We start from the raw sequence: 11,660 nt of genomic DNA on the forward strand, positions 1-11,660 counted from the left end.
CGTCGGGGGTCGGGAGCAGGCCGTCCGGTTCCGTGCCGGTGCGGCCCTCGTTCGACCCGGCCCCGTCCACCCGGGCGTTCCGGGTGGGGAGAACCGGGGAGGGGAACCGGACTCACTCGCCGGAGAACCAGCGCTGTGGCTCCGGACGCAGGTTCTGGTAGACGTGCTTGGCCTCCTGGTACTCGCGGAGACCGCCGCCGCCGAGTTCGCGGCCGATGCCGGACTGCTTGAAACCGCCCCACTCGGCCTGGGGCAGGTACGGGTGGAAGTCGTTGATCCACACGGTGCCGTGGCGCATCCGGTTGGCGACCCGCTGCGCCTTGCTCACGTCCGAGGTGAACACGGCCCCGGCCAGGCCGTAGTGCGTGTCGTTGGCGATGCGAACGGCGTCGTCCTCGTCGGTGAAGCGTTCGACGGTCAGCACCGGTCCGAAGGACTCCTCGGTCACGGCCTGCGAGCCCTGGCGCACTTCGTCGAGCACGGTGGGAAGGTAGAAGTAGCCGGAGGCGTACCTCTCGCCCTCCGGACGGCGTCCCCCGGTGCGCAGCACGGCGCCTTCCTCGATCGAGCGTTTCACGTAGTCCTCGACCTTGGCGCGGTGCTCGGCGGAGATCAGCGGGCCGGTCTCGGCGTCCTCGTCGAAGGGGCCGCCGAGCCTGATGGTCTCCGCCCGGCGGACGATCTCGTCCACGAGTGCGTCGTGGATCTCGTCCTGCACGATCAGTCGAGCTCCGGCGGAGCAGACCTGACCGGAGTGCAGGAAGATGGCCGTCAGCGCGTAGTCGACGGCGGTTTCGAAGTCCGCGTCGGCGAAGACCACGTTCGGGTTCTTCCCCCCGAGTTCGAGGGCGACCCGTTTGACGGTGGTGGCCGCCGAGGCGGCGATGGCGCGCCCAGTGTGCAGCCCGCCGGTGAACGAGACCAGGTCGATGTCGGGGTGTTCGGACAGCGGGGCCCCGACCTCGTCACCCCGACCCAGCACCAGGTTGCCGACCCCGGCGGGCAGCCCCGCCTCGTGCAGTGCGCGCATGAGCAGCACCGCCGTGCTCGGGGTGAGTTCGCTCGGTTTGAGCACGAAGGTGTTGCCCGCGGCCAGGGCGGGAGCGACCTTCCAGGCCACCTGTAGCAGCGGGAAGTTCCAGGGCGTGATCAGTCCGCAGACCCCCACGGGTTCGTAACGCACCCTGCTGATGGCCTCGGTCGAACCGGTGTCCACCACGTGCCCGGGATCGGTGCCCGCGATCTTGCCGTAGTAGCGGAAGCAGGCCGCGATGTCGTCCATGTCGTAGCCGCTCTCCACCACGCGTTTGCCGGTGTCCAGCGACTCCGCCCTGGCGAACTCCTCCCGGTCCCGGACGAGGATGTCGCTCACGCGCAGCAGCAGGTCCCCGCGCTCCCACGCGGAGGTGTTCGCCCAGCTTCCCTCGTCGAAGGCCGCCCGCGCGGCCGCGATGGCCCGTTCGGCGTCGGAACGGTCACCCTCGGAGACCCGGGCGACCAGGGATCCGTCCGCGGGACAGTGGATGTCACGGGTGTTTCCCGCCGCCGCTGCCCGCCACTCACCGTTGATGTAGAGGGTCTGCGCCTGCCCGACCACCTCCGATCGGGAGGTCGTGTCGTTCGCTGGACCGTCGGTCTGCGACATAGTGGAATTCCTGTCGGTGCTTTCGGCTACTGGGCACTATCGCTGTGGGGAACTCGTCCCTGGCGAGGCGCGAGCCCGCCTCGTCCGCGTCGTTCGTCGGCCGTTCGGGTGATTCGAACTCGGAGTTCGGGGCTCGACCCGGTGTCCGGCCCGGCCGTCGTCCCGTCACCGCCGCGTGTGGGGTCGAACGGGGCGGAGTCGACGACCGCTGCGGGGGCGACTCTAGCAGGTTTTGTGTACATATGTACATGAAACCGTCCGCACGCCCGTGAAAGCGATCAATCTTGGCCTTCTGACCAGCGATGACTCTTTTCGGGTGATGTGGGTCGCATCGTCCTCGGGTGGTTTCGTGGCACCGTGTCCCGGTCCGGGGGCGAACGGCTCTCCGGGAACGGAACACGGAAGGCGCGCACCGCCGGGAGGTGTACGGCAGGCGATGACGACGACGGAGTCCGAACAGTCTCGAACCACGGGCCGGACGGGTCGTGGACAGAGCGGTTCGCGCAAGGATCCCGGGCGCCGTGAGCGGATCGCCCGTGCCGCCATCACCGTCGTCGCCGAGCGCGGGATCGAGAAGCTCACGCACCGCGCCGTGGCCGCTGCGGCGGGGGTTCCGCTCGGATCGACCACGTACCACTTCGCCACCCTGGACGACCTGCTCGCGGTGGCGCTGCGGCAGGCTGCCCAGGACAACGTGGCCGAACTGCGGGAGTACGCGGGTGAGATGGACGCCGGCGGCGACCTGGCCTCCGTGCTGACCGATCTGGTACTGCGCTACCTCGGCCCGGAGCGGCGCCGCACCGTGGTCGAACACGAACTGTACGTCGCGGCGTTGCACCGTCCGGCTCTGCGTGCGGCCAGTACGGAGTGGGACGCCGCCCTGCGGGACCTGTTCACCTCCTACACCGACGAGGTGTCGGGAAAGATGTTGGCGGCGGTCTTCTGCGGCCTGTTGTGGCAGGGAATCGTTCGTGAACCGCTTCCGGACCGAAACGAGATCGAGACCATTTTTCGTCGTGCTCTGGGCTCGCACGCGGTCCACTGAACAACCTCGACGAAGGTTGACCCCGGCTACACCGGACGGTTACTCGGTTTTTGGCCCCTGCCGTTGATTCGTTCGCTCACGCGTGTGGACAATGGCGGGAGCGATCCGCTGACGCCTGTGCTCGACACGACGTGGCCCCACCGGTTCAGCTGACCGGAGCACGTTGTGGAGTGCCTTTCGGGTGTACAACGGAACATGCCGCGTCGGGGGCGTGGCTCGCTCCAACCGAACAACCGCTGTTTATCAGGGATGGGGTGAGACCGTGGGCCACAACGAGAACCGGGAACTGGTGCCGCTCAAGTCGGATTTCGACGTCGTCTGGCGAGGATTCCGGCGTTCCCAGGTGCAGTTCTACATTCAACAGACCGAGGCCGAAGTGCGGATGCTGACCGAGGACCGGGATTCGGCGCTCAGTCAGGTGTCCGAGCTCAACGCACAGCTGGAGCAGGCCCGGGAGGAGATCGAGTCGCTGCGTAAGCGGCTGGACGACGTCTGCCGGACCCCCATCGACGAGTCGGCGCTGTCCGACCGGTTACGGCGGATGGTCCAGCTCGCCAACGACGAGGCGGCGGAGATCGTCTCCTCCGCGCGTGCGACCGCCGAGCACGAGTGGTCCCGTTCGGAACAGGCCGCCTCCGAGCTGCGTGAGAGATACGAACGGCTGGTGGCCGAGGCCGACGACTGGCGCCGACAGGCGCAGCAGCAGCGTCAGGAGGCCCTGGAGCAGACCAGCCGCGAGATCGAGCGGATGGCCGAGGAGGCGGAACAGCACCGCCGCAGACTGGACCGGGAGGCCGAACAGCGGCGTAACGAGATCGAGCGGGACTTCGAGCTCTCCATGGCCGCGCGCCGGGAGGAGGCGATGCGCGAGCTCGCCGAACGCGACCGGGCCAGCAGACAGGAGGCGCAACGACGTATCAGTGAGGCCGCCGCGGAGGCCGAGCGGCGTACCCAGCGGGCCAACGAGCAGGTCGAGGCGATGCGCGAGCTGCGTCGCGAGATCGCCGAGCAGGTGCGTGCCGGACAGCAGTTGCTCAACGAGGCGGAGCCCTTCCTCAGCGCGTCGGTGACCGGCACGGAGTCGAGTCAGGCCGACTCCTACGTGTGGGTGGACTCCGTCTCGGACGGCGAGTCGCACCCCTCGACCGGGCAGGTGGAGGTCCCGAGACAACGTGCGCTGCGTGAGCCTCCGGAAGCGGAGGAGGAGAACGGCAACGGCGTGCTCTCCGGAACGCCGGCCAGCGCCACGGAGAACTGAGGCGGGGCGTCCCGTCGCCGGGACGGTGACGAAGGCCTCCTCGAAACGGCATTCGCCGCGCGCGGTACTCGTTCGGCGGGCCCGAGCGGGAACCGGGCACGATTCGGAATGTCCGGGGTCGTCCGGTCACGAGGGTTTCCGGAACGCGGAGTTCCCGGACCGGGCGGTCGTGGAGGTTCCGTGGTGGATGCCGGATCCGGTCGGCTCCCGGGCCCGGGAGCCGACCGGTGCGGGATCTCCGGCCGGGCGGAACGGTTCGCGGGACCGGGACCTCACGGTGCCGTGGGCGGTCGCGGCGTGACCGTCTCGACGAGGACGGAGTGGCCGGGAGCGGTTCCGGACCAGGGGGTTTCCTGCTCCAGTACCGCCATCGCCGAGGTCTTCAGCTCCACCTCCTGCCCGGAGAGCGCTCCCACCAGCTCCGAGAGCCCGGGATTGTGGGCGATCAGCAGCGCCGTGTGGGTGTCCTCGGGCAGACCGTGGATCACCTCCAGCAGGGTGGCCGCGTCAGCCCCGTACAGCCGTGGGTCGGACACGAGCTCGGGGGCCGTTTCCAGCTCCGCGAGCACTGCTTCGCAGGTCTGACGTGCCCGCAGAGCCGTGGAGCACCGGAGCAGGTCGACCCTGTGCCCATGCTCGCGCAGCCAGCGGCCCGCCAGCGGGGCCTCACGCCGTCCTCGTTCGGCCAACGGTCGTTCGTGGTCGTCGACCGGGTGGTTCCGCTCCGATTTCGCGTGTCGGAGCACGATCACTCGGTGCCGCGCCGTGGTGGACATGGGGTCTTCCGCTCCTTCCCCGGATCCGGATGCCGGGCCCGTGACTCGGTGGGAGGTCAGGTCAGCGCGCTGGGGTCGGAGGGAACGTCGACAGCATGGCGACGCAGCGTCTCCAGCGGTATCACCTCCACGGCCCGTTCGTGGGTGGCCGCCAGCACGACCGGAGGGGCGACCCCGGCCCGTTCCGCCTCCAACCACCGTGTGGCGCAGACACACCAGCGGTCTCCCGCCTGTAGACCGGAGAAACCGAACTGCGGCAAAGCGGTGGTCAGGTCGTTGCCCGCCTCGCGTTGCTGTTCGAGGAACTCACGGGTCACCACCGCGCAGACCGAGTGGTTGCCGAGGTCCTCCGGGCCCGTGGTGCAGCAACCGTCGCGGTAGAAGCCGGTCAGCGGATCGGTGCCACACTGTTCGAGGGGTTCGCCGAGTACGTTGCGTTCGTCGGACATGCTCCCAGCATGGCAGTTGTACCGTGCGGGATCATGGGAGAGGACGCGGTGTCTGGGAGCTCCTCCGGAACGGTCCGCCGGTCCGTCCGGGCTGCCCGGCACCTGATTCGGTCTCCCGCCGGGACCGGTGCGTCCGCGGAGGAGGACGCCGAAGAAGACATCGAAAACACGCACGGTGTTGAATTGCTTCTTCCGGGTGGCCCGAGGGGGGCAATCTAGGTAGTCGCCTACGTGTTTTCCGGCGGTTACGTGCACGGTGAGTGCTGGGAGTCTGGGGACCTGTGAGAACCCCCGGCCAAAGTAACCCCGAAGAAGAACCACGAGAAACGGTCGACTCCACGGAGTCGGCGGACGCCGCCGGACGGCGGACGTCCCCGGGGCGCACCCCGAACGCCCCGAACGAGACGAGTTCCCGACAGCCTGCCGCGGACCGTGTCGAGCAGCTCGTGCACCGGGTCCGGACCGGAGCCCGGATGTTCGTGCGGTGGTTGCGGCACTCGCTGGCGGTGTTGACGGCACTGGCCGAACGTGTGGCGCGGTGGAGCGCCCCACGGCTGCGTCGGGGCCACGAACGTCTGGTCGCCGGCGTCGAGCGGATCCGGGACCGGCTCGCACCGTGGGCCCGTCGGCTGTGGCTGCGCTTGAGTCCGCTGGTCGAGCGCCTGCGGCAACGGTGTGCTCCCCTCGTCGAGCGGGCGCGACGGAGAGTGGAACCGGCCGCGCGCCGCGTGGGCGCGAAGGTGGGCCCCCACCTCTCCACCGCCCGCGCCAAACTGGCCGCGACCACGAGTCGCTCCCGGGTGTCGCCGCGCACACGCTCGGTGCAGCTGACCGCCGCCGTCGCCGCCGTCGGTGTGCTGGCGGTACTCGTGGGCACGGTCGGTCCGGACACCTCCGAACGAACCACCCCGGCCGCGCACACGGTGGATCTGCCGACCCAGCAGCACACGGAGGCGGGTGACCCCGGTGTGCTGACCGCCCCGAACAACGACGGCGGAGCGAAGGAACGGGCCGGATCCGGCGAGCAGAAGTCCGCCCCGGCGGGCAAGCGCATCTCGCCCGAGGCCGCTGCCGCGGTCGGACCGAACGCCAGCGGGATCGACGTGTCCAACCACAACGGCTCCATCGACTGGAACGCCGTGGCCGGATCAGGGCAGAAGTACGCCTTCGTGCTGGCCACCGACGGTGGGACCTTCACCAACCCGATGTTCTCGGAGCAGTTCCACGGCGCCAAGCAGGCGGGACTGCTCACCGGTGCCTACCACTTCGGCAGGCCCACCGGATCCGCCGTGGCCCAGGCCGACCGGCTGATGGACACCATGGGGCCGACCGGGGACGGACGCACGCTGCCTCCGGTTCTCGACCTGGAGGTCTCGCCGAGTACCGGCGGGTGCTACGGAAAGACCACCGCCCAGATGCACACCTGGACCCAGAAGTTCCTGGACCGGGTGCAGGAGCGCAGCGGCCAGCGGGGCATCATCTACGCCAGCCCCTCCTTCTGGAGCACCTGCATGGGCGGGTCGCAGGCCTTCGCCCAGCACCCGCTGTGGTTGGCCTCCTACGGGGTCTCCCAGCCGAGCGTGCCCGGAGGATGGAACAACTACTCGTTCTGGCAGTACACCGAGAAGGGCAGAGTGCCCGGTATCAGCGGTCCCGTGGACATGAACAGGTTCCAGGGCAGCGGTGCCGACCTGCTCCGACTCGCCCGGTGACGCGGTGCGCGTGACCCGGCAACGGGGGCGTCCTCCCCTCTCGGGGACGCCCCCGTTTTCTCGTTCGGAGCCCGCGCGCGGAGAAGCCGGGCGGACCTCGGTGTGGCCTCCGGATTCGGAGAGTGCACAGGGGGATCGGATGCGGAGTTCCCTCCAGGAGGGTGATCGGGGCGAGTTACCACCGGGTAGGCTTAGTCCGGTGTCGGAGCCGAAACCAGTGTTCGAACCTCGGCTTCGTGACGTTCCGGTCGTGAGGTGAGTCGTGCGAATCGCTCTGCTGTCCTACAGAAGCAAGCCGCACAGCGGCGGGCAGGGGATCTACGTGCGCCACCTCAGCAGGGGACTGGCCGAACTGGGACACCGGGTGGAGGTCTTCTCCGGGCAGCCGTACCCGGAACTGGACGACGGGGTGGGGCTGACCAGGGTGCCCAGCCTCGACCTGTACCGCGAATCCGACCCGTTCCGCACACCCAGCCCACGGGAGATACGCGGACCGCTGGATCTGGCCGAACTCGGCATCATGTGGACGGCTGGGTTCCCCGAGCCGTTGACCTTCAGTCTGCGCGCGGCGCGGATACTGCGTGCCCGGGCCCACGAGTTCGACGTGGTGCACGACAACCAGTCACTGGGATACGGCCTGCTCATGCTGCGGCGTGCCGGCATACCGCTGGTCGCCACCGTGCACCACCCGATCACCCACGACCGCCGGGTCGAGCTGGACGCGGCCACCGGCTGGCGCAGACTGGGAGTGCGCCGCTGGTACGGCTTCCTGCGGATGCAGCGACGGGTGGCCCCCCGCGTTCCGCGCGTGCTGACCGTCTCCCGTTCCTCGGCCGAGGACATCGTCTCCGAGTTCGGAGTTCCCCGTGGGAACCTGCGCGTGGTCCCGCTCGGAGTGGATCCCGAGGTGTTCCGTCCTCCGGAACGTCCGCGCACCCCGGGACGGATCGTGGCCATGGCCAGCGCCGACACACCGATGAAGGGGATCGACACCCTGCTCGAAGCGGTGGCCAAGCTGCGCACCGAACGTTCGGTGGAGCTGGTGCTGGTGGCGAAGCCGGTCAAGGGGGGCGCCACCGAGAGGTTGATCGACGAGCTGGGGATCGGCGACATCGTCCACACGGTCCACGGTCTCAGCGACGAAGGGCTCGCCGAGTTGTTCGGCTCCGCCGAGATCGCCTGCGTTCCCTCCCTCTACGAGGGGTTCTCGCTGCCGACGGTGGAAGCCATGGCCTGCGGCACCCCCCTGGTGGCCAGCAGGGCCGGAGCCATTCCCGAGGTGGTCGGCACCGACGGGACCACCGCCGAACTCGTTCCGCCCGCGGACGCCCAGGCGCTGGCCGGAAGGCTCGGAGCGTTGTTCGACGACCCCGCGAGAAGGGGCGCCCTGGGCGCGGCGGGGCGGGAACGGGTGCTGGAGCGTTACAGCTGGGCCTCGGTGGCCGCGGCCACGGCGGAGTGCTACGCCGAGGCGATCGAGTCGAGCAGGAAAGGGCAGTGAGGCGTTGCTGACGGTGGATTTCGACAAGCTCGGGGTGCTGCCGGGCCAGCGGGTGCTGGACCTGGGGTGCGGCGCGGGCCGCCACGCCTTCGAGCTCTACCGCAGGGGGCTGCGTGTGGTCGCCTTCGACCACGACGCGGCGGAGCTGGACGACGTGGCCGCGATGTTCGCCGCCATGGAACAGCAGGGGGAGGTTCCCGCCGGAGCCGAGGCCACCACCGTCCGCGGTGACGCGCTCGAACTGCCCTTCCCCGCGGAGTCCTTCGACCACGTGATCGCTTCGGAGATACTCGAGCACATCCCCGCCGACGACAGGGCCATGCGTGAGCTGGTGCGGGTGCTCAAACCCGGCGGCCGGGTCTCGGTGACCGTTCCCAGTTACTTTCCCGAACGGGTGTGCTGGGCGTTGTCGGAGGCCTATCACAACGTCGAGGGCGGGCACGTGCGGATCTACCGCAGGAGGGAGCTGCTCGACAGACTGCGGGCCGCGGGACTGCGTCCGGTGCACCACCACCACGCGCACGCCCTGCACTCCCCGTACTGGTGGCTGAAGTGCGCGGTCGGGGTGAACCGCACGGAGCATCCACTGACCGGGCTGTACCACCGGATGCTGGTGTGGGACATGCTGCGCGCACCGTGGGTGACCCGCTCCCTGGAACGTGCGCTGAACCCCGTGCTGGGCAAGAGCCTGGTCACGTACCTGTACAAGCCCGCGGGGGTGGCGGTTGCCTGAGCTGCCGGCCGTCGACGGGGTGTTGTCGGCGGGTGCCGCGGCGGCCACCGTCGACTCCATCGCGGCCGCACAGGAGAGTTCCGGAGCCATTCCCTGGTACCCAGGCGGACACGTGGATCCCTGGGACCACGTGGAGTCGGCCATGGCCCTGTCCGTGGGCGGACGCTACGCCGAGGCGGAGCACGCCTACGAGTGGTCGGCGCGCACCCAGCGCTCCGACGGGTCGTGGCCGCTCCGGATCCGGAGGGGAGCGGTCGAGGACCCCGGATCGGACACCAACTTCTGTGCCTATCTCGCCGTGGGTGTGTGGCACCACCTGTCGATCACGGGGAACCGTGGGTTCGCGGAACGGATGTGGCCGACCGTACGGGACGGGATCGACTTCGTCCTGGCCGCCCAGCATCCCCGGGGGGAGATTCCCTGGGCGCTCGACACCCGGGGGCGGTGTCTGCCGGAAGCGCTGTTGACCGGCTGCTCCAGCATCCACCACAGCCTGCGTTGCGCTTTGGCCCTGGCCGGGTGGCTGGGCGAGTCCCGCCCCGACTGGGATGCGGCGCTGGGACGACTGGGGCACGCGCTCCGTGAACACCCCGAGGCGTTCGCGTCCAGGGAACGCTACTCCATGGACTGGTACTACCCGGTTCTCGGCGGGGCGGTGCGCGGCGGGCCCGCGGGGGAGCGGCTGCGACGACGCTGGGAGGAGTTCGTGGTCGACGGCCTGGGTGTCCGGTGCGTCGCGGACCACCCGTGGGTGACGGGAGCGGAGACCTGCGAGCTGGTGCTGAGCCTGGACGCCGTGGGATGGCGGAGCGCGGCGCTGGAGCTGTTCGCCGCCGTCCAGCACCTGCGGGAGAACGACGGTTCCTACTGGACGGGTCTGGTCTACACCGACGGGAGGAACTGGCCGGTGGAGCACACCACCTGGACCTCGGCGGCGATGGTGCTGGCTGCGGACGCCCTCTCCGGGACCACCCCGGCGAACGGAATCTTCCGTGCCGAGAGGCTTCCGGGGGCACCGTCGTGGCAGGACGGGCCGTGCGGGTGTCTACAGGGAGCCGACCTGGCCGCCGACGCGTCGTAGCACCCGCAGCGAGCCGGTCGCCGAGACCTCCCGGAACCGTCCGCTGTCGAGTGCTCTGCGGTACACGTGGAACGGCGGGCGTCCCCCGTCGGCGGGGTCGGGGAAGACGTCGTGGATCACGAGAGCTCCCCCCGGTCGTATCCAGGGGGCCCAGTTCGTGTAGTCGTTCTGTGCCGCGGTCTCGGTGTGCCCGCCGTCGACGAACAACACCGAGACCGGGGTGTTCCAGACCGAGGCGGCCGTGACCGAGTCCCCCACCACGGCCATCACACGGTCCTCCAGACCGGCCTCGGTGAGGGTGCGTCGGAAACGCCCCAGGGTGTCCAGGCGTCCGCTGTGCGGATCCACCAGATCGGGGTCGTGGTACTCCCAGCCCCGCTGGTGTTCCTCGGAACCGCGGTGATGGTCCACGGTGACCACCAGCCCCCCGGTGACGCGGGCGGCCGCGCCGAGGTAGACGGCGGACTTGCCGCAGTAGGTGCCGATCTCCACCGCCACGCCGTCGCCGAGGTGGCGCACGGCCGCCTCGAACAGGGCTTCGCCCTCCTCCTCGGGCATGAAGCCGGTGGCGGAGCGGGCCACCGCGAGCAGTTCCGGAGGGATCCGTTCGCCGGTGGGGGTCGTTTCGGAGGACGGAGGGACTCGGTTCACCCGGATCCTTTCGTGGGAGACGGCGACAGCGGGAATCCTAGTCGATCCGGGCGCGGGGCCGGCGGTGTGCTCGCCGGTCGGGTCACGAGGACGGCGGGACGGGGCCGTCGAAGTCGGCCCTGCGGATGCGGAAGACCTGCAACAGCAGGCCGTAGTACTTGGTGGTCTCCCCCACCCACTCCATGCCGAGCCTGCGGGCGGTGGCCACGGCCCGGGAGTTCGAGGAGCGGGCCACGGCGAAGATCTCGTCGACGTCCTGGGAGAAGGCCCAGCCGATCAGGGCGCGGGCTCCCTCGGTGGCGTAGCCCCTGCCCCACTGGTCCTGGCGCACCTGCCACCTGATCTCTATGTCCTCCTCGTAGGGAGGCAGCAGTCGCAGTCCCAGGCCACCGACGAGTTCGTCGTCCGCGCGACGGACCATCGCCCACCTCCCCGTGGGAGGGGCGAGGTTGGGGGCGGCCTCGATCCAGGCGTCCAGCACGGAACGCATCGCGTTCGGGTCGCCGACCCGCTGCATGACCGGGGCGAGCCACACGGCGACCTCGGGGTTCCCGTAGATCCGGAAGGCCGCCTCGGCGTCCTCGGCGGTCCAGTCGCGTATCAGCAGTCGTTCGGTACGCAGCGACAGGGGCGCCATGTCGGACACGGTACCCGAGGGGAAGGCTCCGGGCCGGGTGTTCCGGGTTCCGTCGGAGGTCCCCGGGTGGTGCCTCCGGAGCCACGCACCGTCGGGTTCGCTCCCGGAAGGAGGGGGCGACACGACGACCTCCCCGTGGGAGGTGATTGTCATCGTGGTGACAAGAATTGTT

11 protein-coding genes are annotated in these 11,660 nt (G+C 69.8%); 6 read left to right on the top strand and 5 right to left on the bottom strand.

Annotated elements, in window-relative coordinates; all coding sequences use genetic code 11:
• Positions 1–112: 112 nt before the first annotated feature.
• The gene (locus CEP50_RS15965) at positions 113–1,645 is read right to left on the bottom strand and encodes an aldehyde dehydrogenase family protein (protein WP_219905513.1); all 1,533 of its coding nucleotides are present in this window, start codon (positions 1,643–1,645) and stop codon (positions 113–115) included.
• Between the two features lie 436 nt (positions 1,646–2,081).
• Here CEP50_RS15965 and CEP50_RS15970 point away from each other — a divergent pair, with 436 nt between their 5' ends.
• A complete protein-coding gene (locus tag CEP50_RS15970; protein WP_106114750.1) occupies positions 2,082–2,690 on the top strand; it encodes a TetR/AcrR family transcriptional regulator in 609 nt (202 codons plus the stop codon).
• 262 nt (positions 2,691–2,952) lie between these two features.
• Positions 2,953–3,948, top strand: a complete 996-nt coding sequence (locus CEP50_RS15975; protein ID WP_106114751.1) for a cellulose-binding protein — start codon at positions 2,953–2,955, stop codon at positions 3,946–3,948.
• 272 nt (positions 3,949–4,220) lie between these two features.
• Here the strand turns inward: CEP50_RS15975 and CEP50_RS15985 are convergent, their stop codons facing one another.
• On the bottom strand, positions 4,221–4,724 hold the full coding sequence (locus tag CEP50_RS15985; protein WP_181188415.1) for a SixA phosphatase family protein: 504 nt from the start codon (positions 4,722–4,724) through the stop codon (positions 4,221–4,223).
• A 56-nt stretch (positions 4,725–4,780) separates the two neighbouring features.
• A complete protein-coding gene (locus CEP50_RS15990; protein ID WP_019854534.1) occupies positions 4,781–5,173 on the bottom strand; it encodes a DUF2237 family protein in 393 nt (130 codons plus the stop codon).
• Between the two features lie 473 nt (positions 5,174–5,646).
• Between CEP50_RS15990 and CEP50_RS15995 the strand changes: the two genes are divergently transcribed.
• The 4 genes from CEP50_RS15995 (at position 5,647) to CEP50_RS16010 (ending at position 10,200) form a co-directional block, all read left to right on the top strand.
• Positions 5,647–6,885 (top strand): GH25 family lysozyme, encoded by a 1,239-nt coding sequence (locus tag CEP50_RS15995; protein WP_258175320.1) that lies wholly within the window; start codon positions 5,647–5,649, stop codon positions 6,883–6,885.
• Positions 6,886–7,147: 262 nt separating this feature from the next.
• Positions 7,148–8,386, top strand: a complete 1,239-nt coding sequence (locus tag CEP50_RS16000; RefSeq protein ID WP_106114754.1) for a glycosyltransferase family 4 protein — start codon at positions 7,148–7,150, stop codon at positions 8,384–8,386.
• Between the two features lie 4 nt (positions 8,387–8,390).
• Positions 8,391–9,119: a class I SAM-dependent methyltransferase gene (locus CEP50_RS16005; RefSeq protein ID WP_106114755.1), complete on the top strand. Its 729-nt coding sequence runs from the start codon at positions 8,391–8,393 to the stop codon at positions 9,117–9,119.
• A complete protein-coding gene (locus CEP50_RS16010) occupies positions 9,112–10,200 on the top strand; it encodes a prenyltransferase (protein WP_106114756.1) in 1,089 nt (362 codons plus the stop codon). Before CEP50_RS16005 ends, CEP50_RS16010 begins: the two co-directional genes overlap by 8 nt.
• On the opposite strand, the gene CEP50_RS16015 is transcribed toward CEP50_RS16010, so the two are convergent.
• On the bottom strand, positions 10,165–10,851 hold the full coding sequence (locus CEP50_RS16015; RefSeq protein WP_106114757.1) for a class I SAM-dependent methyltransferase: 687 nt from the start codon (positions 10,849–10,851) through the stop codon (positions 10,165–10,167). The two genes, CEP50_RS16010 and CEP50_RS16015, sit on opposite strands and share 36 nt — an antisense overlap.
• Positions 10,852–10,933: 82 nt before the next feature.
• Positions 10,934–11,488 carry a GNAT family N-acetyltransferase gene (locus CEP50_RS16020; RefSeq protein ID WP_106114779.1) on the bottom strand — a complete coding sequence of 185 codons (555 nt, stop codon included), beginning with the start codon at positions 11,486–11,488 and terminating at the stop codon, positions 10,934–10,936.
• Between the last annotated feature and the right edge of the window lie 172 nt (positions 11,489–11,660).

This window comes from Actinopolyspora mortivallis, from assembly GCF_003001495.1.
In the GTDB taxonomy this organism is placed as follows: domain Bacteria; phylum Actinomycetota; class Actinomycetes; order Mycobacteriales; family Pseudonocardiaceae; genus Actinopolyspora; species Actinopolyspora mortivallis_A.